At 68.7% G+C, this 20,557-nt stretch carries 20 protein-coding genes and 1 tRNA gene; 6 read left to right on the top strand and 15 right to left on the bottom strand.

Annotation, left to right across the window (positions count from 1 at the left end; all coding sequences use genetic code 11):
* Positions 1-151 precede the first annotated feature (151 nt).
* The gene (locus tag Q9R27_RS00745) at positions 152-1,351 is read left to right on the top strand and encodes a helix-turn-helix domain-containing protein (protein ID WP_311250409.1); all 1,200 of its coding nucleotides are present in this window, start codon (positions 152-154) and stop codon (positions 1,349-1,351) included.
* 156 nt (positions 1,352-1,507) lie between these two features.
* Here the strand turns inward: Q9R27_RS00745 and Q9R27_RS00740 are convergent, their stop codons facing one another.
* The gene (locus Q9R27_RS00740; protein ID WP_311250408.1) at positions 1,508-2,338 is read right to left on the bottom strand and encodes a TetR family transcriptional regulator; all 831 of its coding nucleotides are present in this window, start codon (positions 2,336-2,338) and stop codon (positions 1,508-1,510) included.
* A 92-nt stretch (positions 2,339-2,430) separates the two neighbouring features.
* Between Q9R27_RS00740 and Q9R27_RS00735 the strand changes: the two genes are divergently transcribed.
* From Q9R27_RS00735 to Q9R27_RS00725, 3 genes are all read left to right on the top strand, one after another.
* A complete protein-coding gene (locus Q9R27_RS00735; RefSeq protein ID WP_311250407.1) occupies positions 2,431-3,447 on the top strand; it encodes a phosphotransferase family protein in 1,017 nt (338 codons plus the stop codon).
* A gap of 37 nt (positions 3,448-3,484) precedes the next feature.
* Positions 3,485-4,690, top strand: a complete 1,206-nt coding sequence (locus Q9R27_RS00730) for an acyl-CoA dehydrogenase family protein (protein WP_311250406.1) — start codon at positions 3,485-3,487, stop codon at positions 4,688-4,690.
* A gap of 117 nt (positions 4,691-4,807) precedes the next feature.
* Complete coding sequence (locus Q9R27_RS00725; protein ID WP_311250405.1) at positions 4,808-7,504, top strand: hypothetical protein; 2,697 nt, start codon at positions 4,808-4,810, stop codon at positions 7,502-7,504.
* 9 nt (positions 7,505-7,513) lie between these two features.
* On the opposite strand, the gene Q9R27_RS00720 is transcribed toward Q9R27_RS00725, so the two are convergent.
* The 5 genes from Q9R27_RS00720 to Q9R27_RS00700 form a co-directional block, all read right to left on the bottom strand.
* A complete protein-coding gene (locus Q9R27_RS00720) occupies positions 7,514-7,648 on the bottom strand; it encodes a hypothetical protein (RefSeq protein ID WP_311250404.1) in 135 nt (44 codons plus the stop codon).
* A gap of 121 nt (positions 7,649-7,769) precedes the next feature.
* Complete coding sequence (locus Q9R27_RS00715) at positions 7,770-8,066, bottom strand: sigma factor (protein WP_311250403.1); 297 nt, start codon at positions 8,064-8,066, stop codon at positions 7,770-7,772.
* 227 nt (positions 8,067-8,293) lie between these two features.
* Positions 8,294-8,482 carry a RhuM family protein gene (gene rhuM, locus Q9R27_RS00710; protein ID WP_311250842.1) on the bottom strand — a complete coding sequence of 63 codons (189 nt, stop codon included), beginning with the start codon at positions 8,480-8,482 and terminating at the stop codon, positions 8,294-8,296.
* Positions 8,483-8,801: 319 nt separating this feature from the next.
* A tRNA-Ser gene (locus Q9R27_RS00705) sits at positions 8,802-8,891 on the bottom strand.
* 106 nt (positions 8,892-8,997) lie between these two features.
* The gene (locus Q9R27_RS00700; protein ID WP_311250402.1) at positions 8,998-9,390 is read right to left on the bottom strand and encodes a hypothetical protein; all 393 of its coding nucleotides are present in this window, start codon (positions 9,388-9,390) and stop codon (positions 8,998-9,000) included.
* Between the two features lie 87 nt (positions 9,391-9,477).
* On the opposite strand from Q9R27_RS00700, the gene Q9R27_RS00695 reads away from it, so the two are divergent.
* The gene (locus Q9R27_RS00695; protein ID WP_311250401.1) at positions 9,478-10,206 is read left to right on the top strand and encodes a hypothetical protein; all 729 of its coding nucleotides are present in this window, start codon (positions 9,478-9,480) and stop codon (positions 10,204-10,206) included.
* A gap of 55 nt (positions 10,207-10,261) precedes the next feature.
* Here the strand turns inward: Q9R27_RS00695 and Q9R27_RS00690 are convergent, their stop codons facing one another.
* Positions 10,262-10,693, bottom strand: coding sequence for a nucleoside deaminase (locus Q9R27_RS00690; protein WP_311250841.1), 432 nt, complete (start codon positions 10,691-10,693; stop codon positions 10,262-10,264).
* 20 nt (positions 10,694-10,713) lie between these two features.
* Positions 10,714-11,196 carry a tRNA adenosine deaminase-associated protein gene (locus Q9R27_RS00685; protein WP_311250400.1) on the bottom strand — a complete coding sequence of 161 codons (483 nt, stop codon included), beginning with the start codon at positions 11,194-11,196 and terminating at the stop codon, positions 10,714-10,716.
* 117 nt (positions 11,197-11,313) lie between these two features.
* Between Q9R27_RS00685 and upp the strand changes: the two genes are divergently transcribed.
* Positions 11,314-11,955 carry a uracil phosphoribosyltransferase gene (upp, locus tag Q9R27_RS00680; protein ID WP_311250399.1) on the top strand — a complete coding sequence of 214 codons (642 nt, stop codon included), beginning with the start codon at positions 11,314-11,316 and terminating at the stop codon, positions 11,953-11,955.
* A gap of 15 nt (positions 11,956-11,970) precedes the next feature.
* On the opposite strand, the gene Q9R27_RS00675 is transcribed toward upp, so the two are convergent.
* From Q9R27_RS00675 to Q9R27_RS00645, 7 genes are all read right to left on the bottom strand, one after another.
* Positions 11,971-12,759 carry a hypothetical protein gene (locus Q9R27_RS00675; RefSeq protein WP_311250398.1) on the bottom strand — a complete coding sequence of 263 codons (789 nt, stop codon included), beginning with the start codon at positions 12,757-12,759 and terminating at the stop codon, positions 11,971-11,973.
* 66 nt (positions 12,760-12,825) lie between these two features.
* Complete coding sequence (locus tag Q9R27_RS00670) at positions 12,826-15,012, bottom strand: AAA family ATPase (protein ID WP_311250397.1); 2,187 nt, start codon at positions 15,010-15,012, stop codon at positions 12,826-12,828.
* A 110-nt stretch (positions 15,013-15,122) separates the two neighbouring features.
* Positions 15,123-15,749 (bottom strand): rhomboid family intramembrane serine protease, encoded by a 627-nt coding sequence (locus Q9R27_RS00665; protein ID WP_311250396.1) that lies wholly within the window; start codon positions 15,747-15,749, stop codon positions 15,123-15,125.
* Positions 15,749-16,987, bottom strand: coding sequence for an AI-2E family transporter (locus Q9R27_RS00660; protein ID WP_311250395.1), 1,239 nt, complete (start codon positions 16,985-16,987; stop codon positions 15,749-15,751). The genes Q9R27_RS00665 and Q9R27_RS00660 overlap by 1 nt, the downstream gene beginning before the upstream one ends.
* A gap of 55 nt (positions 16,988-17,042) precedes the next feature.
* Positions 17,043-17,423: a DUF779 domain-containing protein gene (locus Q9R27_RS00655; protein ID WP_311250394.1), complete on the bottom strand. Its 381-nt coding sequence runs from the start codon at positions 17,421-17,423 to the stop codon at positions 17,043-17,045.
* On the bottom strand, positions 17,423-18,946 hold the full coding sequence (locus Q9R27_RS00650) for an aldehyde dehydrogenase family protein (RefSeq protein WP_311250393.1): 1,524 nt from the start codon (positions 18,944-18,946) through the stop codon (positions 17,423-17,425). The genes Q9R27_RS00655 and Q9R27_RS00650 overlap by 1 nt, the downstream gene beginning before the upstream one ends.
* A 271-nt stretch (positions 18,947-19,217) precedes the next feature.
* On the bottom strand, positions 19,218-20,447 hold the full coding sequence (locus tag Q9R27_RS00645) for a GAF domain-containing protein (RefSeq protein ID WP_311250392.1): 1,230 nt from the start codon (positions 20,445-20,447) through the stop codon (positions 19,218-19,220).
* Positions 20,448-20,557 lie beyond the last annotated feature (110 nt).

Genomic DNA, 20,557 nt, shown 5'->3' with positions numbered 1-20,557 from the left:
GTCTCCTGAGGTTGTGTGCTCGAACTGGGTGGCTTTCTTGAGCATCTGGTCGATCAGAGATCCCGAATGCTCGCAGATCTCATGTGACCTGAATCTCTTTCGTAGGTAGTCTCATCAGTCCAGCCCGGGGGTGTCGATGTGGAGATGCACAATGAACGAGGAACCGATTGAGCAGGTGCACAGGGTTGAGCCCTGGCACTCGATTGAGCAGCGCGAGTCCCTGTTAAGGTGCCTGCCCAACGACACGGCGCGAGTGGCGACGGCATTCTTGGAGGAGGGCTGGCCGGGTAGTCACCAGGCCTCGATCCCCCTTAGCGTGACCAGCAGATTCGTTGAGGCGTGTCTGGAGATGTTCTACCTGCGTTGCGCAGGGACAGTCCTCACACCACGTTTCTTGGAATCCGTCGACCGCGCGGCCATGGAGATCGCATCGTTGGGTGTCGCGGTGAACACCCTGCATGCCCTGCTGCGCACCGCGCAGCGCACGGCATTTGAGGTGCACGCCGCATGGGTTCAGGACCATCCTGACCTACCCCCGGTGGACCCTCACCAACTATGGGAGGAAACGGTGATCCATGTGCAGGAGTTCTTCAAAGATCGGTCGGCCTCCGTGGTCGAAGGCCCGCGAGACAGTTCGCTGGCGCGGCTCTTGGAGGATGTGATCTCCAGCGACGGTGGGGGGGCCGAAACCAATAGCGCACTCGCCAGGCATCTGGGGGGTGAAGCCCAACAGCGATGGGTAGCAACTATCGGGGTCACGACGTCCCACGGCGATCTGTCACGTGAGGCATCACGTCTGCGTTCATTGGGGACGCCTGCTCACTACTTCGAATCCGGAATTTGGCCCGCTCTCATCGCGCAACTGCCGACAGGACAGTCGCAACTGCCCAATGACTGGCTCCGCAACGTGACATGTGGCTATGTGATCGCGTCCGAGCTTGCACAGATGCCGAAGTCCCTGTCGTTGGCCAAGGTGCTGACGTCCAGCTTGCCGATGGACGCCAAAGGACGGTGGGGGATCCGTGATGGCTGGCTCAGGCTGGTGTTGTGGTCCCTGGGCGATGTCCGGGAGCACTTGCTGGAAGAAGTGCTCGGATCACGCTCCGCCCGCGAGGGATTGGACACAGACTTACTGGACACGGTGCTGGCGTTCCTGCAAACCGGATCCGTCGGTGAGACAGCAGAAGTGCTCTTTCTGCACCGGAACACCGTTCTGTATCGGCTCCGCCGCGTGAAGCAGATCCTGGCTTTGGATTGGTCACGACCTGAGGACTGCGCGCTTCTCCTGATCACTTTGAAGATCCTGGAGATGCAGGGGACCGAGGTCGACCACTCTTCCCGCACGGTATGACGATCGCGTGGGCGAGGGTTGAACTGAGCGCAACTTGCCGGTGATTGTGTGGGGGCGCTCCAAACTGCGGGCCGATAGGGAACCCTAACAAGGACTACCCCACTACTACAACCGGGATCCACACTCTTCCTCCCCCGGTACGTGCCAGCCCCCGACTCACCCCGAGCGCATCATCGCCACCGCGTACGTCGCATAGCTGCGCGCCACCTGGCCCGGGGTGATCGGACCGTCGGTGCGGAACCACGACGGCAACGAGGTGCACATGGTGGCGATCGCCCGCGCCGCGGTGCGCGGCTCGGGGGTGGTGAAGTCGCCATCGGCGATGGCCAACTCGGCCTGCTCGTCGAGCATGTGCTGCACCTCGGCGCGCTGGTGGGTGGAGCGGGCCAGGTTCTTGCCGGTCAGGCCACGCATCTCGCTGGCACCGAGGAAGGCGAGATCGCCACGGACCACGTGGAAGAGCGCCAGGGACTCGACCATCAGCGCGAACCGCTCTGCCGCCGTCTCCCCGTCGTCGCGCGCGGCGATCAGACGCCAACGGATCTCTGCCATGGTGGTGTCCATCAACCGGGCCATGATCCGTTCCTTGCTCGGGTAGTGGTGATAGACCCCGGCCACACTGAGTCCGACCTCGGCGGCGATCTCGCGGATCGAGGTGGAGTGGAATCCCTGGCGCACGAAGAGCCGGGTGGCGGCCTCCAGGAGCGGCCCCAGGTCGAGGTTGGCAAACGACCTCCAGTCCGAGGGCGCCGGGTCCACCGGCGCGGGCGCGACCGGGAGTTCGGCGCGGAGCAGCTGGCCCGGCGTCACCTCGAGCAGCTCCGCGATCCGCTGGAGGCGGGGCACACTGAGCGGCGTACGTCCGTTCTCGACCGCACTGAGCGTGGCCGGGCTGACGCCCAGTTGACCGGCCAGGGCGCGCAGGGACAACCCCCGCGCCAGCCGGGCCCGGCGTACGGCGGCGCCGGTCTCCTCCTGTTCAGTCACGCTGAACAACCTCTCGATGTTGGACTCCGTCTGAACGCCCACCCTACGATCATTCGGTCCCGTTCAGCCGTGCTTGCCCCGGGAGGTCGCCCATGTCCACGTCCGAGCTCATCCCGCACGACCGCCTCGCCCCCGCCCTGGTCGCCGCCACCGGTGACGAACGGTGGGCGGAGTTCGAAACCGAACTGATCTCCGGCGGCAAGTCGAACCTGACCTTCTTCCTGCGCAGCGACGCAGGCGAACTCGTGCTGCGCCGGCCACCGACCGGCAAGCTGCTCCCCTCCGCGCACGACATGGGCCGCGAGGCGCGGGTGCAGCGCGGCCTGGCCGGCACCGACGTCCCCGTGGCCAAGGTGGTGCTGCACGACGAGGGCGACCTGATCGGCATTCAGTGCTATGTGATGGAGCGGGTGCCCGGCCACGTGATCCGCGGCGAACTGCCCGAGGGATTCGCCACCACCCCCGCCGAGCGCGAGCAGATGGCGTACGCGTTCGTCGACACCCTGGCCGCACTGCACGCGGTCGACCAGGACGCGGTGGGCCTGGGTGACTACGGCCGCCCCGAAGGGTTCATGGCCCGCCAGGTCCGCCGGTGGGTCGGGCAGTGGGAGGCCAGCAAGGCCCACGACGTCCCCGAGATCGACGAACTGGGCCGTCGCCTGGCCGCCGCCGTGCCCACCCAGCAGCGCTCCACCATCGTGCACGGCGACTACCGCACCGACAACGTGGTCCACGACGCCGACGACCCGGCCCGGATCAACGCCGTCCTGGACTGGGAACTCTCCACGCTGGGCGACCCGTTGACCGACGTGGCGCTGCTGATGCTCTTCTGGCGCAACGCCGACGAGGGCCAGCTCAGCCTGATCCCCGGCGTCACCCACCTGCCCGGCTTCCCCGACCGCGACGCGATGCTGGAGCGATACGCCGCACGCTCCGGCGCCGACCTGTCCGACATGGGCTATTACCAGGCCTTCGCCCACTTCAAGTTTGCCGTCATCGCCCAGGGCGTCTCGGCCCGCTCCAAGGCAGGCGCCATGGGCGGCCAGGACTTCGGCGACCTCGACGACGAGATCCAGGGGCTGGCCGTCGCCGGCCTGGCCCACCTCTGACCCCCCCTGAGCAGCACCCCCTACCCCAGGAGAACCCGTGGACTTTGCACTCTCTGCCCGCGCCCAGGAAACCAGCGAGGAAATGTGGGACTTCATGCGCTCCCACGTCTTCCCCGCCGAGCCGGTGTGGGCGGCGTACCTCGCCGAGCACGGTGAGCACAGCACCCCGCCGGTGATCGAGGAACTCAAGGCCGAGGCCAAGCGCCGCGGCCTGTGGAACCTCTTCCTGCCCCAGTTGTCCGGCCTGTCGAACCTCGAGTACGCCGCCGTCGCGGAGATCTCCGGATGGTCCCCGGTGATCGCCCCGGAGGCGATCAACTGCCAGGCGCCCGACACCGGGAACATGGAGACCCTCGAACTCTTCGCCACCGAGGAGCAGCGCGAGCGCTGGCTCGAGCCGCTGCTGGACGGCCGGATCCGGTCCGCCTTCGCGATGACCGAACCGGACGTGGCTTCCTCGGATGCCACCAACATCACCACCTCGATCACCCGCGACGGCGACGAATACGTGATCAACGGCCGCAAGTGGTGGATCACCGGCGTCGCCGACGAGCGCTGCGAGATCTTCATCGTGATGGGCAAGACCGACCCGGAGGCGGAGATCCACCGCCAGCAGTCGATGATCCTGGTGCCGCGCGACACCCCCGGCGTCACCATCGAGCGGCACCTGCCGGTCTTCGGCTACCAGGACCAGCACGGACACTCCCAGATCGTCTTCAACAATGTCCGGGTGCCCGCCAGCAACCTCCTCGCCGGCGAGGGCGACGGGTTCGCCATCGCCCAGGCCCGCCTCGGCCCCGGGCGGATCCACCACGCGATGCGCGCCATCGGGATGGCCGAACGCGCCCTGGCGCTGATGGTCGACCGGGCCAAGTCGCGGGTCGCCTTCGGCAAGCACCTGGCCGACTATGCGAACGTGCAGGACGCGATCGCCAACTCGCGCATCGAGATCGACCAGGCCCGCCTCCTCGTCTACCAGGCAGCGTGGCTGATCGACCAGCACGGCGCCAAGGGCGCCCGGGCCGAGATCTCCGAGATCAAGGTCTCCGCCCCTGCGGTCGCGATCGCGGTGATCGACCGGGCGATCGAGGTGTTCGGCGCGATGGGCGTCAGCGACGACACCGTCCTGGCCGGCTTCTATGCCTGGGCGCGGGTGCTGCGCATCGTCGACGGACCCGACGCCGTGCACCGCCGTACGATCGCCAAGGTGGAGTTGCGCAAGGAGCCGCCGTACGTCGGGTGACCCGTCGCCCTGGGCAGAAACCCCGGTTTGCGCCACGCGGCGCTCCCGACATGGTGGAATGTCTCCGACGCCAGCCGCGCTCGGGACGGCGTACCCGCCTGAGTTAGGACCCTTGAGTTGCGTGCAGCCGCCCTCCTCTCCGCACTTGCCCTGTCGAGCACGTTGCTCGCTGCGCCAGCTGGGGCCGACCCGGCCGCCCCGACGCCGGGCGAACCGACTCCGGAACTGATCACCATTGCGGAGCCCTGGCCTGCCCTTGCCGGGCCGACCGACACCGCGTCGCTCTACGAGGCAGCCGGCCTCGACCCCGCCCTTGCCGGCCCCGATGGACGCCGCACCGCGCGCACCACGGACGGCACCTACCGTCCGAGCGGGCAGGGCAAGGTGAAGGGACTGCCGTTCCACGTCGCTCCGTCGTGCTCCGGCACCGGGCAGGACGGGCTGCGGGTGCAGGTGCTCTATGTCCGCGAGGCGTCCGACGAGTCCCGGTTGGAGGAGATGCGGGCCGCCTTCCTCGAGGAGATCGCCCACGTCGACGACATCCTCGCCCTGGCCTCCGACCAGCCCGGCGAGGGGCGGCGCGTGCGCTGGCTCGCCGACGCCAACTGCGTGCCGAGCATCACCGAGGCCGTCGTCCCGGACAACACCCTGCGCAGCTTCGATGACTGGTGGAAGCCGCTGGCCGCGGCGGGGTACGACGACAGGCAGCGGAAGTACCTCACCTTCACCGAGGGCGCGCGCCTGGCCGGCTCCACCTGCGGGATCGCCCACATCTATGAGGACGATCGCCCCGGACAGGAGAACCACAACAACGGGAACCAGCACGCGACCTATGCCCGGGTCGATTCCGACTGCTGGCTGGCCCGGGAGAACCACCCTGCCGCGTTCGCGCACGAGTTGCTGCACATGCTCGGCGCGGTCCAGGACGACGCCCCGCACGCCACCGGCTATGGCCACTGCACCGATTCGGCAACCGACGTGATGTGCTACACCGACGGCTCCAACATCACCCCCGGCGAGGCGTGCTCGGACGCCTGGGGCCTGCCCCTGGACTGCGGCGAAGACGACTACTTCAGCATCTCGCCTGCGGCGGGATCCTGGCTCGAGACGCACTGGAACTCTGCCGACTCCGCGTTCCTCGATCGCGTGGATGACCTCGGCGGCGACGTGGTCGGGCTGGACGTGCCGACCCAGGTGGCCACGAACGTCGCCACGACCGTCTCCACCGCGCTGCCCAGCGACGTGCCCGTGGCATGGGCGGTGCAGACCCCGGGTTGCACCTTCGAGAACCCGTCAGCACGGACCACCACGATGACCTGCACCACCTCCGTGCTCCGGGGCGCCAGGAACCGGCCGATCTGGATCTCCGCGACAGGGGACGTCGACGGCCGCACCGTCCACGCCCGCACCAAGGTGTCCGTCGTACGCTCCACCACGCCGGACGCCGACATCACCGGTGGACCGCTGCGCGCCGGTGCGACGGTGACCCTGCGCGCCCAGACCAGCAACGGCCTGCCGCCGTTCACCTTCGCCTGGCAGGACGACATCGACTCCTGCTCGATGGCAGGCACCACGCAGGCCGCGGTGGCGATCACCTGTGCCGAGGACGCCCCCGTGGGCACGGTCCCGGTCTCCCTCGTCCTCACCGGCGCCAATGCCGAACAGTCGACCATCACGCGCGACGTCGAGATCGCGGCGTACATCCCGCCTCTGGGCATGGAGATCTCGCCCGCGACGAGCAGCATGGACGCCGGCACGTCGAGCACGTGGACCGTCACCACGTCCCGGGAAGCCACCGTGATCTGGGAGGCCGAGGGCATCGACTCCGAGCGGTGCACCTTGACTCCCCAGGGGATATCGGCGACCTTGTCCTGCCCGATCGACATGCCTGCCCGGGGCCTGTCTGTGCGGGCCACCGGATACACCGACGACGGCGCCGAATCGACGGTGACGGCCCACGTGATGATCGTGGCGAAGCCCTTCACCGTGGGCCTGGCGCCGAGCAACGGAGCGGTCACCGGTGGCTCCGCGAACGGCCTGCTGCTGACCGCCACCGCGAACCACCCGGCCTCCTACAACTGGTCGGTCTCGGGGCGCAGCGACTGCTCCGTGCGGCCCTCGGGGAACACCGCCAGGCTCACCTGCACGTCCACAACGACCTCCGGCCAGGTCACCGTGGGCGTGACGGCCCGCGAGCACGGCACGTCCCGCACCGCCACCCGCAGCCAGGTGGTGGCCGTGCGTCGGCCCACTGCGATGCTCCCTGCTGCGGCGAAGATCCCCGGCGGCACGAAGGTTTCTGCCGTGCTCGCCTCGGGCGGCCACCACCTCGCCAACCAGCTGGTCTCCCTGCAGACGTTGCGTGATGGACGCTGGGTCAACGTCGCTGCCGCGCGGACCAACTCCGCCGGTCGGATGATCGTCAACCTGCGCCCGGTCGAGTCCGGTCCGCACCGCTGGTCCTATGGGGGCAACTCGAAGTACGCCGCCTCCACCACCCCGGAGTTCTGGGTCGCTGCGGCCTCCAACAAGAAGACCGCGTCACTGTCGATGAGCATGTCCGGTGATCCGTCACGCACCAAGGTCTCCACCGTGCTCTCCTCCGACGGCCGCGCACTGAGCAACCAGTTGCTCTCCCTGCAGGTGCGACGCGACGGGGCCTGGGTCAACGTCGCGGCCACACGGACCAACTCGGCCGGCCGGGGCATCATCAACTTCGTCCCGCCCGCGACGGTCGAGTATCGGTGGTACTACCCCGGCAACCGGAACTACGACGACGCCGCGTCCGCCATCGTGCTCGTCCGCGCGCGCTGAACGTCCGGCTCAACCTTCGATGACGAACTCGCCGACCACGGTGATCCCGTCGGACTCATAGACGGTGACGGTGCGGGTCTTGCCCGCGTTCTCCTCCTGCCATTGCGATGCCCGCCCCCAGTACGCCGGCCGCACCCAGCGCAACCGTGCCCGTGCGACGTCGGCGCCGGAGGGTGTTGCCGCGCGATCGCGTCGTCGGCACTCGGCAGTCGGGGCGTGGCGACGGTCTTGGCGAGGTCAGCCAGGCGTTTCTCCAGGGATGTGGTCATCGTGGTGCCTCCCGTTCTGCGTGGGGGTGAACGTCCGCCGGATCGGCCGTCGGGTCGGCGAGGGCGCGGGCGAGTCGCGCCTGCCCGCACGCGGCGTGCGACTTGACGGTGAACAGCCACGCTTCGGGGTGCGGGTGGCCACGCACCTGCCGCCACCGTGACCAGGCACGGGCGAGGGCCTCCTGGGCCAGGTCCCGCGCTTCGGCATGGTCACCGGACAGGCCCAGGGCGAAGGTGGCAACGCGACGTACGTGGGTGTCGTAGAACGAGCGGAACTGCTCCTCGGCCCCCATGGCTCCCCTTCCTCCGAATGACTGATAGATCGTCGCCACGATTCCCTCGAATGAGCCGTCCCGATCCTTGCCGAACAAGGTGTCCTAGGGAAAGCCGGAAGCGAGTTGGGTGATCACCGTACGGGCCTCGTCGACATTCAGTGTCCATCCGGGCTCGGTTCCCGGCACGCCGTCGATTCGGCCCGCGTCGTAGCCCCGGAGCAGCCGGAGGTCCGGTAGATAGGTGGTCAGGACGTCGGCGACTCCGGAAACCATGTCGTCGGCCGAGCGGGACAGGATCTCGACGACCCGGCCGGTCGATTCGAGCTTTTCTCGTTCGTGACCGCGCCACGAATCAAGTACTCACGCAGAACGGTGTTGGCCCAGCGTCGGAAGTGGACACCATCCGGAGACTTCACGCGGTGGCCGACGGACAGGATCAGACCTGGTAGGTCTTCCCGTCAGCCGCAGTTGTCGCAACTTTTGCGACAACTGCCACGTCCGCCAGTTCTTCACGACGGGCGTTGCCGATGTGCTTGCCAACGCGGTCCCCCTGTTCACGACGAAACTTCCCCTCGTGCCGGGAACCTTCGACCCGGCATCCCCTGGTCGCAATCCTGATGGCTCGCCAAACTCGATCTCGCCCGGAGCGCCGTGCCCGATGACTCACTGGGCGGCACCCGCAGCGGTCTCGGCGGGCTGGTGAAAGCGAAACCCCGCCCGGGGACTTCCGGGCGAGGCTTCGTCACTCACAACTGGCGGTGGCGGAGGGATTTGAACCCTCGGTGGGCTTGCACCCACAAACGCTTTCGAGGCGTTCTCCTTAGGCCGCTCGGACACGCCACCGTCGCAAAGATTACCGGAACCGGGGCGTGGCGCCGAATCGCCTCTCTCGGCAGATCACCTTCTGCGTCCGCGTGATCACCGAGAGCGGGTGACCCTCACTCATGTCTCATCGCGTCGCCCGCAACTGCACCGCGGCGAAGCCGGCGACGACCACTGCCTGCAGCACACACCAGATCATGCCGATCGTGGTCAGGTCGAGGAGGAAGGGCGCAGCCACCGAGCCGGCCACCCAGAGCAGGTTGAACAGCGCGATCTCGCGAACCCAGGCCGTCGGTATCGGGCGACGGGCGGCCACCCAATCCAGGCCGACGGCCCAGACGAGCAGCACTCCACCGAGCACGGCCAGGGTCAGGACGGAGGGCCCAAGGAGGTCATCCAGGAGACGGGCGCCAGCCAGATTGGCAATGCCGCTGAGGGCGCACATGCCGGCATCCAGCAGGAGCACTGGGCGCGCGGATGATCCGGTCGAGGTTTCGGGGTTCTTGATTTGCGTGTTCATGCCATCCACGCTGGCGCCGACGGCGACGTCTTGTCGATGACCCCGCGGGTAATGGCGCCAATGACCTTGCCCGACCAGACTGGCCACATGAGCATTCCGGCGTTGGCCGCACCGCAACCGATCGGACCACTGCTGCGCTCCTGGCGCACCCGGAGGCGTCGCAGCCAGCTCGACGTCTCGACCGAGGCTGGCATCTCGACACGCCCTGCCCCGGCGTACGACGAACGCTCGCTGGACGATGCGGAGATGGGGCCGATCCGGGATGCGCTGCAGATGATCCTTACCGGATATGAGCCCTACCCCGCCCTGGTCGTGGACCGGGGTTGGCATCTCGTCCATGGCAACGCCGCGATCGCGACCATGCTCACCGGGGTGGCGCCCGAGCTTCTCTCGCCGCCGATCAACGTGCTCCGCGTCAGCCTGCACCCCGATGGGATGAGCAGCCGGATCGTCAACCTGGCCGAATGGCGCGGCCACATCCTTGATCGTCTCGGCCGGGAGGCTGCGATCACCGGCTCCGAGGAGCTGGCCGGGTTGCGGACGAGCTTGCGGGCTACCCCGGCGGCCAGGAGCATCCCTCGCCCGAGGGACGGATCGCGGTTCCGCTGCGCCTGCGCACCGATGCCGGCGACCTCTCCTTCATCTCGACTCTCACCACCTTCAGCACCGCAGTGGACATCGCCCTTGCCGAGCTCACCGTGGAAGCTTTCCTGCCGGCCGACGCGTTCACGGCCGCGGCGATCCGGGCAGCAGCCGAGACGTCGAACTGATCCCGGCACTCCGCCTGCACGTGCATCCTCGGAGCGCAACGATTGAGCTTCCGGGCATCAACGATTGAGCGTTCGCGACGCAACGAGTGAGCGCTCGTGGGTCAACGGTGGGTGGAGAAGAAGTCGATGAGCACCGCGGCGCATTCGTCGACCAGTACGCCGGGGACCACCTCGGGGCGGTGGTTGAGGCGACGGTCGCGGACCACGTCCCACAGCGAGCCCACGGCACCGGCCTTGTCGTCGTAGGCACCGAAGACCACCCGGGCCAGGCGCGAGAGCACGATCGCGCCGGCACACATCGTGCACGGCTCAAGGGTGACCACCAGCGTGCATCCCTCCAGCCGCCACTCGCCACGGCTGGCCGCAGCATCGCGGATCGCCACCACCTCGGCGTGGCCGGTCGGGTCGCCGGTGGCCTCGCGGAGGTTGTGACCGCGCCCGATCACCGCGCCGGTCGCGTCGAGCACCACCGCGCCGATCGGCACGTCACCGCCGGTCAGCGCCGCCGACGCCTGGGCCAGCGCCAGCCGCATCGCCTCGTCGTACGCCGCGTTCACGCCGAGGCGAGTCCCAGCGCCTCGTCGAACTCGTCCGCGAAGCCGAGTTCCTCGGCCACCTCGGAGAGCACCTCGTCGGGGAAGAGGTCGTGGTCGTCGATCAGGTCGGCCAGATCCGCCGCAGGCATCCCCAGGTCGGCCAGGATGGCCAGGTCGCCGGCCGGTTCGGAGTCGTCATCGTCGTCGGGGAACGGCAGGTTGAGGTGCTCCAGGACCGAGCGGGCCAGTTCCCAGTCGTCGGCGGCCGTGACGTCCGAGAGCAGCACCCGCACCACGTGGTCCTCGACCCGAACGATCACGAAGACGTCCTCGTCCAGCCCGATCAGCGCCATCGCCCCACCTTCGCCGGGGAAGCGACGCAGGCCAGCAGCCAACGACTCGACCGACTCCAGGAACTGGTCGGTCAGGTCCTCCACCTCCCAGTCGCCGTCATCGCGGAAGACCGCGAACGCGAAGTCGACCTCAGGCACCTCGTCCACCACGACTCCTCTGCACGTGCCCCCGTGCGGGGGCGGTTGAGCCCAGCGTGACAGAGCCGCCCACGGGTTCCAAGCCCGTTTCACCAAAGATCACCCGGACTCGACTAGGTTTTTCCCATGCGTACCCACGTCGTCGATCATCCGCTCGTCGCCCACAAGCTGACCACCCTGCGCAGCCAGGAGACGGACAGCCCCACCTTCCGCCGTCTCACCGACGAGCTGGTCACCCTGCTCGCCTATGAGGCGACCCGCGACGTCCGGGTGGACCCGGTCACCATCCAGACCCCCGTCTCGGCGGCCGACGGGGTCAAGTTGAGCAGCCCCAAGCCCCTCGTCGTCCCCATCCTGCGCGCCGGGCTCGGCATGCTCGACGGCATGGTCCGACTGCTGCCCACCGCGGAGGTCGGGTTCCTCGGGATGATCCGCAACGAGGCGACCCTGGAGGCATCGACGTACGCCGAGCGGCTCCCCGATGACCTGTCCGGGCGGCAGTGCTACGTGCTCGACCCGATGCTCGCCACCGGCGGCACCCTGGCCGCCGCGATCCAGTTCCTGGTCGACCGCGGCGCCGACGACATCACTGCGATCTGCCTGCTCGCCGCCCCCGAGGGATGCGCGCGCGTCGAGGCCGACCTGGCCGGGCTCGACGTACCGGTGCAGCTCGTCACCGCAGCGATGGACGAGAAGCTCAACGAGAAGGGCTACATCGTGCCCGGCCTGGGCGACGCCGGCGACCGCCTGTACGGCGTGGCGCACTGACCTCGAGGTCCGGCATCAGACCGGCTTGACCGGCTCCCCCTGCAGGGTCCGGAAGCCGTACGCCGTGGCGAGGGTGACCACGGGGTAAGCGACCAGGATGCCGATGCAGCAGGCGATGATGCCGCCGATCATGCAGAGGAACGCCAGCACGGCGAGCAGCAGCACTGCGCCGAAGTTGTCACTGACCAGGGAGACGCTGGACTTGATCGCGGTGATCGCATCCTGACCCTTGCCGACGATGAAATAGTTGGTGAAGAAGGTGAAGAAGAGCACCAGCAACCCGGGCAGGAAGCAGAGCAGGATACCCACGGTGATCGCGATGCTGAGCACCACTGCAGCGATGACGACCTGGACCATGTCGAAGCGGCTGAACATCGCCCCCACGCTGACCTCGTTGCCGTCGACCACGTCGAGCACCAGTCGCACCATCGCCGCGGCGAGCAGCATCCCGATGAACGACCCCAGGATGTTGAAGATCAGGGCCAGCGGGTTGAGGTCGAAGTCGACGCCGTTGCCATCTGCCTCGAACTCGAAGAAATTGCCACCCGCGACCAGGTTGCCAAACAGTTGCACCGCCGCCGGGACCAGCAGCACGATCAGTGCGGCCACCACCAAGGGGGCAGGGTCTGCCCGGAACGCCTTCCAGCCATAGCCGATCGCCTCGGGCGCCTCGAAGCGCGACGGCCCCGGCATTCCCCCGGCGCCGGGCTCCTGGCCCCAACCCGGGGGCGGGGGCGGCGCCTGGCCGCCCCATCCGGAGCCGGACGGGACGTTGGGCGGCAGCGGCGGCGGGACATCGCTCATGGCAGGAGGCTAGCCGCAATCGCGGGAACGCGCAGCCACTCGACGCCGCGGCCCGGACCGGTCGTGTCAGGCGCCCGTCGGCGCCCGATCCTCGAGCGGTGAGACGACGGAGAGCAGTTGCGTGGCGCGGGTGAGCACCACGTAGAGCACCGCACGGCCGGTCTGGGACTCGTCCTCGATCTCCTGCGGCGCGACCACCACGATCCCGTCGAACTCGAGCCCCTTCGTCTCCAGCCCGGTCAGCACCACGATCCGGTCCTCGCCGCTCGCGCTCACCCCTGGCTCAGCCGCCGACGGGGCATCGGCGGCGAACTCGGGCCACGACGCCAGCCAGGCGTTGACCTCGGCGCGCCGGGACACCGGCACCACGATCCCGATCGTGCCGCCCAGTTCGCCGCCCAGCCGGGCCACCTCGGCACGGAGCGCCTGCTGCAGGTCCTCGACCCGGCCCAGCATCCGTGGCTCGATGCCGGTGGAGCGGACCGCCGTGGGCAGGTCGGCGTCGAGGCCGACCCGCTCTGCGTACGCCGCGGCGTACGCATAGATCTCCGAGGAGTTGCGGTAGTTGGTGGACAGGTGGAAGGCGTGCACCTGCTTGCCCTCGATCGCTGCCGCGCGGGCCGCCTCCGACTCCGCAGGCACCGGCCACGAGGACTGGGCGGCGTCACCGACGATGGTCCACGAAGCGGTGCGGCCGCGGCGGCCCACCATCCGCCACTGCATCGGGGTCAGGTCCTGCGCCTCGTCGACGAGGACGTGCGCATAGGGGTCGTCCTCGATCCGGTTGGTCGGCGGGCGCCAGCCGGGACCGGAGGCGAACTCGCGGTCGGCCGCGGTGCTCAACTCGGCCAGGTCGCCGCCGAGGTGGTCGGTGAACTCGTTCTCCGCCTCCAACTTCTCCGGTACGTCGTCCAGCGCATAGCGCAGTTCGTCGATCAGCGGGACGTCCTCCACGGTGGTCTCGCCGTCCCAGCCCTTGAGCAGCGTGGCCTGCTCGTCGTGGGTGAGGATGCCGTCGCTGACCCGGGCCAGGAATTCCGGGTCGCGCAGCCAGCCCAGCACGGTGGCGGCGTCCAGCGGCGGCCACCACTGCAACGCGAAGTCGAGGAAGTCGTCGTTGCCGAGCAGTTCGTCGTTGAACGCGTCGCGCCCGCGCTCTCGGCCCCGCTCGCTGCGGACCTGGCGCCACAGCGCGTCGAGCAACGTGGACGCCACGCGCGGGATCACCTTGTTGCGCCGTCCGTGCGAGAGGAGTTGGCGACGCAACTGGCCGAGCGCGCGACGGTCCAGCCGGAGCACGTCGTCGCGGTAGAAGAGGCGGAACTCGCCCGGTCCGCCGGGCACCGACTGGCGGGCCGCGCGGCGCAGCACCTCGGCCATCCGTGCCGACCCCTTCACGTCGGCGACCGCCGGGTCGTCGCGCCGCGAGGCCTTCACGCCGTCGACCACCTCGCCCAGCGACCGCAGCGCCACGGCGGTCTCACCCAGGGAGGGCAGCACCCGCTCGATGTAGCGCATGAAGACGCCCGAGGGCCCGACGATCAGCACGCCGCCGGACTCATAGCGGCGCCGGTCGGTGTAGAGCAGGTACGCCGCCCGGTGCAGCGCCACCACGGTCTTTCCGGTGCCGGGTCCGCCGGAGATGGAGACGACGCCCTTGGCCGGGGCCCGGATCGCCTTGTCCTGCTCGGCCTGGATGGTCGCCACGATGGAGTGCATCGAGCGGTCCCGGGCCCGGGAGAGCTGCGCCATCAACGCACCCTCGCCGACGATCGGGAGATTCTCGGCGACCGGATTGTCCGCGTCCAGCAGTTCGTCCTCGACCCCCACCACCCGCGGGCCGGCCGAGCGCAGCACCCGACGGCGTACGACGTGGTGCGGCTCGGCGGCCGTGGCCTGGTAGAAGACGGCTGCTGCGGGCGCCCGCCAGTCGATCAGCAGGGAGTCGTGGTTCTCGTCGCGCAGTCCGATCCGGCCGACGTAGCGCGGCTCCGGGTCCAGCTCCGGGTCGAGGTCGAGGCGGCCGAAGACCAGCCCCTCGTGCGCGGAGTCGAGTTGTGCGATCCGCCGGGCCGCATGGAAGACCATGGCGTCGCGCTCGACCAGGCCGCCCTCATGGCCCAGGCGGCCGCGGTCGTGGCCCTCGCGGGCGAGCTGCTGGGCCGACTCGGCGGACTTGCCGAGCTGGACGTAGACACGGTCGACGAAGGCCTGTTCAGCCGCCACCTCGCGGCTGAGAACGTCGTCTGACAAGCGAGGATCCCCTTCACGGACACCGGAACTGATGAGTCCTCAAGCCTACCTGCGCAACGGTGGTGGCCGGAATCGAGGCCAGCTCTCGGCACGGACCGGCGTACGCCGCCTCAGAAGGGCAGTTCGGGACGGGACGGCTCGGGTTCCCGGCCGGCCCGGTTGGCCCGGTCGGTGAGCAGGGCGGCCGCGAGGACGCCACCGATCGCGCCGAAGAGGTGCCCCTGCCACGAGATGCCCTCCTGGCCGGGCAGGACGCCCCACAGCAGTCCGCCGTACATGACAAGGATGACCACACCGAGCAGGATCTGGCCGACCTTGTGGGAGAAGACGCCGCGCACGATCAGGTAGGTCAACCAGCCAAAGATCAGGCCCGATGCGCCGATGTGGACGGAGTTGTCGCCGCCGGTCAGCCAGGTCCCGAAGCCGCCGATGATCCAGACCACCACCGTGACCCCGAGCCAGGTGCGCACCCCGGAGAGCAGGATCAGGAAGCCGAGCACCAACGCCGGGAGCGTGTTGGCGACCAGGTGTCCCCAGCCGCCGTGCAGCAGCGGGGCGAAGAGGATGCCGGGCAGCCCCTCGGACTCGCGTGGGTGGATGCCCTCGGCGTCGAGGCGGTTGTCGAGCAGCATGTCGACGAACTCGATGACATAGAGCAGTGCGACGAAGCCGCCGATCGTGGTGCCGGCGACGACGGCGCGTGGTGCCTGTCCGACAGGCTGCTGCCCGGTGCTCATCACGCCTGGTTCGACTCGCCCGTGCTGGCGTCGGCGCCGTCCACGGTGACCGGGTCGGGCCCGCGCTCCTCATCCTCGTCGTCGTCATCGTCGTCGTCGATCTCGAGTGGACGTCCCTCCTCGGTCTGCACCATCACCCGCTGGATCGGATGCGGCGTGCCCTCGGCCAGCGCTGCCTGCTCGTTGAGGTAGCGCAGCACCACTGCGGCGACGGCGACGGTCGGCACGGCCAGGAAGGCGCCGATGATGCCGAAGAGGGTGGAGCCGAGGGCGACCGAGAGGAGCACCACCCCGGCATGCAGGTTCATGCTCTTGGACTGCAGCCACGGGGAGAGCACGTTGCCCTCGAGTTGCTGCACCGCGACGATGATCGCCAGCACGATCAGTGCACCGTTCCAGCCGACCGAGACGAGCGCGACCAGGACGGCGATCGCACCGACCACGAAGGCACCCACGATCGGGACGAAGCCACCGAAGAAGGTGAGCACGGCCAGCGGGATCGCCAGCGGTACGCCGACCAGGACCAGCCCGATGCCGATGAAGACGGCGTCGATGAAGCTGACCAGGGCCTGGGTCCGGATGAAGCCGCCCAGCGTGGCCCAGGAGCGGGAGAGCACCTCGGCCAGGTGACCACCGACCCGGTCACCTGCGAGATCGCGCACCCAGGGGATGAAGCGGCGGCCGTCCTTGAGGAAGAGGAAGGTCAGGATCAGCGTGACGACCAGGGTGATCACGGCCGAGGTGACCGCGCCGACCCCGACGAGGACGCCGTTGGCGATGTCACCCGACGACTCCTTGAGCCGGTCCTGGATCCCCTGCAGCGCCGCGTCGAGCTGCGGCTTGGAGATGACGTCGGATTCCTGGACCCACTCCTGGAGCCGGGCCAGGCCGCCCATCGTGTCGTTGACAATCTTCTCGGTCTGCCCGCCGATCGAGGGCGCCAGCAGATAGATGACGAAGGCGACCACCCCCATCGAGCCGATCAGCGCACCCCCGGCCGCCGCTGCCGGGGGGAACCGGAGCCAGCGCTCCAGCGCCTGGGCGATCGGCGCCAGCACGGTGGTGATGATCAGCGCCAGGGCGACCGGCAGGATGATGGTCCACGTCCAGCTGATCACGATGCCGACCAGCAGCGCGCCGAGCGCGATGCAGACCCAACGGATGCTCCAGCGCGCAGTCCACTCGATGCCGTCGCCGATGACCGCGGCGCGGCTCCGGCCCTGGTCAGGTGTGCTCATGGCCGGAATCCTCGCACGTGCGGTCAACCAGCGGCGTACGCCGCTGGGGTTCCCCTCACTCCTCCATCAACCGCGAGCGGGTCAGGAAGCGGACCCCCTCGGGTGCCTCGAGGGAGAAGCCGGATCCCCGGCCCTTGACCACGTCGATGGTGAGGTGGGTGTGCGACCAGTACTCGAACTGCGCCTTGCCCATCCAGACCGGCACCGGCTCGTCCAGCCCGATGTCCAGGTCACCGAGGTGTACGTCGGAGTCCCCGGTGCGGAACTCGCCCTTCGGGTAGCACATCGGCGAGGACCCGTCGCAGCAGCCGCCGGACTGGTGGAACATCACCGGCCCGTGGATGCCGACGAGGCGGCGGAGCACCACCGCCGCCTCGTCGGAGACAGCCACCCGCTCCACACCCGGCACACCGGACGCGGAGACCTCCGCGTCCATCAGAAGAAGCCGAGCTTGTCGGGGCTGTAGGAGACGAGCAGGTTCTTCGTCTGCTGGTAGTGGTCCAGCATCATCTTGTGGTTCTCCCGCCCGATGCCGGACTGCTTGTAGCCGCCGAACGCGGCGTGGGCCGGGTAGGCGTGATAGCAGTTGGTCCAGACCCGGCCCGCCTGGATGGTCCGCCCGGCGCGGAAGTTCTGTGAGCCGTCGCGGCTCCACACGCCGGCACCGAGGCCGTAGAGGGTGTCGTTGGCGATCTTCATCGCATCGGCCTCGTCGTCGAAGCTGGTCAGCGCGACCACCGGCCCGAAGATCTCCTCCTGGAAGATCCGCATCGAGTTGTCACCCTCGAAGACGGTCGGCTGCACGTAGTAGCCCTCGGCCAGGTCACCGTCGAGCACGTTCCGCTCACCACCGGTGAGGACCTTGGCGCCCTCCTGCTTGCCGATGTCCATGTAGGAGAGAATCTTCTCCAGTTGGTCGTTGGAGGCCTGCGCTCCCATCATCGTGCTCTCGTCGAGCGGGTTGCCCTGCGTGATCGCCTTGACCCGTTCCAGGGCGTCCGGGATGAACTGGTCATAGATGGAGCGCTGCACGAGTGCCCGCGACGGACAGGTGCAGACCTCGCCCTGGTTGAGCGCGAACATGGTGAAGCCCTCCAGCGCCTTGTCATAGAAGGCGTCCCGCTCGGCGGCGACGGACTCGAAGAAGACGTTCGGGCTCTTGCCGCCCAGCTCCAGGGTGACCGGGATGATGTTCTCCGAGGCGTACTGCATGATCAGGCGCCCGGTGGTGGTCTCGCCGGTGAAGGCGATCTTGGAGATCCGCGGGTTGGAGGCCAGCGGCTTGCCCGCCTCGACGCCGAAGCCGTTGACGATGTTGAGCACACCGGCCGGGAGCAGGTCGCCGACCAGCTCGGCCAGCTTCAGGATCGACCACGGGGTCTGCTCCGCCGGCTTGAGTACGACGGCGTTCCCGGCCGCCAGTGCCGGAGCGAGTTTCCAGACCGCCATCAGGATCGGGAAGTTCCACGGAATGATCTGGCCGACCACGCCCAGCGGCTCGTGGAAGTGGTAGGCGTAGGTGTTCTCGTCGATCTCGGAGATGCCGCCCTCCTGGGCGCGGACCGTGGCGGCGAAATAGCGGAAGTGGTCGATGGCCAGGGGCATGTCCGCGTTGAGGGTCTCGCGCACCGCCTTGCCGTTGTCCCACGTCTCGATGACCGCCAGGTCGGTGAGGTTCTCCTCCATCCGGTCGGCGATCTTGTTGAGAATGTTGGCCCGCTCGGCCGGCGAGGTCCGACCCCAGGCCGGTGCGGCGGCGTGCGCGGCATCGAGGGCGGCCTCGATGTCCTCGGCGGTGCCGCGGCCGACCTCGGTGAAGGGCTTGCCGTTGACCGGCGAGATGTTCTCGAAGTAGTTGCCCTTGACCGGGTCAACCCATTCGCCGCCGATGTAGTGGCCGTAGCGGCTCTTGACCTCGATCGTCGATCCGTCGGTTCCGGGGGCTGCGTGAACAGTCATCGTGTGCTCCAAGGGAAGGGAGAGGGAACAGGGAGGTGATGCCCGTCACACGCTACGGAGCGCAACGTTGCAGCCACGTTGCATCGGCTCCGCTCCTTGGTCACGCCGCTCGCAACCGATCACGCCGAGTGGTCACTCGGAGCCACGAATCGGCCCTTGGAGCCTCTCCCAGTGACCACGGAGGCTCAACCTGTGTCATCCTGGGCTGACGTCCTGGGGCTCCCCTCCGGCAGCGCTCGTCCCTCGGGATGCCTACGGCTCACTCCTCGGATCAGCCCAGTTCCCGGTCCAGCCGCTCGATCTGTCCCTGGATCAGCGGGAGCAGCGGCGAGCCGGGGCCGACCGCGGCACGCTGGGCGGTCCACATCTCGTAGTCGTCACTCCCCCACGAGGAGCGGGTCCACGACGACATCAGGTCGGCAACCCCGGAGCCGATCAGCGAACGGCGCAGGCTGGTGGCGACCGCGTCGCGCAGCCGGATGACCCCAGGCGCGGTGGACCTGGGCAACAGCGGCCCTCGATAGCGGCGCATCGCCCCGGCCACGTCGCCGGCCGCCAGGCGTGCCTCGACCGCCACCCAGTCACCGGCGATCTCGGCGACGAGACGATAGGGACGACTGGCCAAGAGCTCCTCACCGAGGAGGTTCCGGAGCCGGTTCAACTCGGCCCGGAGCGTGGAGACGGGCAGGTCCTCCTCATAGAGCAGCACTGCCAACTCGTCCCCCGACAACCCGCGCGGCGCGGAGGCGAGGAGCAGGACGATCTCGGAGTGGCGTGGACTGAGGCGCAGCGTGGAGCGGTGGCCGCCGCCGTCGTCGACGGTGACCAGGGCGTCGTTGCGCCCCAGACACTCCACGCCCACCCGCAGTCCCGACGTACGCCGCGGCTCGGGCGGCATCGTGGAGGCGGCGAGCTTGCGCATCCCCAGCTCCGTCTCGGCCATCCGAGCGGCGGCCCGCACCATCGCCATCGTCTGCGGCACCACGATCTCCTCACCGCCGGTGATGTCGAGGACGCCGAGGAGTTCGCCGGTGTTGGGGTCGTGGATCGGGGAGGCGGCGCAACTCCACCGCTGCACCGAGCTGCGGAAGTGCTCCGAGCCGACCACGTTGACCGGCGCGTCGAGGGTCAGCGCCATCCCGGGCGCGTTGGTGCCGGCCAGCCGTTCGTCCCAGTTGGCGCCCTCCACGAAGCCGATCCGTTCGGCGCGGCGCAGCGCCTGCGGGTTGCCGCTGACCCAGAGCAACTGGGCCGAGGCATCCGAGACCGCCATGATCGCGTCGCAGTCACGGGCCGCCTGGCCGAGCACGTCGTCGAGCAGTGGGAAGACCTGGGCCAGCGGATGCGCCTCGCGGTGGTCGCGGAGCAGGTCGGAGGTGAGCGTGATCGGTGCTTCGACCTCGTCGACGCTCACGCCGGCGGCGGCGGAACGGTGCCAGGACTCGGCCACCTGGGTGCGCATTCCGTCCTCGATCGGGTTTTCCTGGCCGAACGGCGTCATGGAGTCCAGTGAACCTCGTCACACGCCTGAGCACCAGTGCCCGGATCAACCGGACATTCCATGCCCATATACCGTACGGGGAAGACAAGTTCCGCGAAACGCCCTAGATT

This window comes from Nocardioides sp. AE5 (assembly GCF_031844485.1).
Classification (GTDB): domain Bacteria; phylum Actinomycetota; class Actinomycetes; order Propionibacteriales; family Nocardioidaceae; genus Nocardioides.
The sequence above is the reverse complement of the archived record's forward strand: the minus strand, read 5'-3'. Positions and strand labels throughout refer to the sequence as shown.

What these genes read in the sequence shown, in the direction of transcription:
- Q9R27_RS00660 (WP_311250395.1), bottom strand. Translation starts at nt 16,987, where the DNA reads ATGAGCACACCTGACCAGGGCCGGAGCCGCGCCGCGGTCATCGGCGAC.
- Q9R27_RS00735 (WP_311250407.1), top strand. Translation starts at nt 2,431, where the DNA reads ATGTCCACGTCCGAGCTCATCCCGCACGACCGCCTCGCCCCCGCCCTG.
- Q9R27_RS00695 (WP_311250401.1), top strand. Translation starts at nt 9,478, where the DNA reads ATGAGCATTCCGGCGTTGGCCGCACCGCAACCGATCGGACCACTGCTG.
- Q9R27_RS00655 (WP_311250394.1), bottom strand. Translation starts at nt 17,423, where the DNA reads ATGGACGCGGAGGTCTCCGCGTCCGGTGTGCCGGGTGTGGAGCGGGTG.
- Q9R27_RS00715 (WP_311250403.1), bottom strand. Translation starts at nt 8,066, where the DNA reads ATGGGGGCCGAGGAGCAGTTCCGCTCGTTCTACGACACCCACGTACGT.
- Q9R27_RS00675 (WP_311250398.1), bottom strand. Translation starts at nt 12,759, where the DNA reads ATGAGCGATGTCCCGCCGCCGCTGCCGCCCAACGTCCCGTCCGGCTCC.
- Q9R27_RS00650 (WP_311250393.1), bottom strand. Translation starts at nt 18,946, where the DNA reads ATGACTGTTCACGCAGCCCCCGGAACCGACGGATCGACGATCGAGGTC.
- Q9R27_RS00645 (WP_311250392.1), bottom strand. Translation starts at nt 20,447, where the DNA reads ATGACGCCGTTCGGCCAGGAAAACCCGATCGAGGACGGAATGCGCACC.
- upp (WP_311250399.1), top strand. Translation starts at nt 11,314, where the DNA reads ATGCGTACCCACGTCGTCGATCATCCGCTCGTCGCCCACAAGCTGACC.
- Q9R27_RS00745 (WP_311250409.1), top strand. Translation starts at nt 152, where the DNA reads ATGAACGAGGAACCGATTGAGCAGGTGCACAGGGTTGAGCCCTGGCAC.
- Q9R27_RS00690 (WP_311250841.1), bottom strand. Translation starts at nt 10,693, where the DNA reads ATGCGGCTGGCGCTGGCCCAGGCGTCGGCGGCGCTGACCGGCGGTGAC.
- Q9R27_RS00700 (WP_311250402.1), bottom strand. Translation starts at nt 9,390, where the DNA reads ATGAACACGCAAATCAAGAACCCCGAAACCTCGACCGGATCATCCGCG.
- Q9R27_RS00665 (WP_311250396.1), bottom strand. Translation starts at nt 15,749, where the DNA reads ATGAGCACCGGGCAGCAGCCTGTCGGACAGGCACCACGCGCCGTCGTC.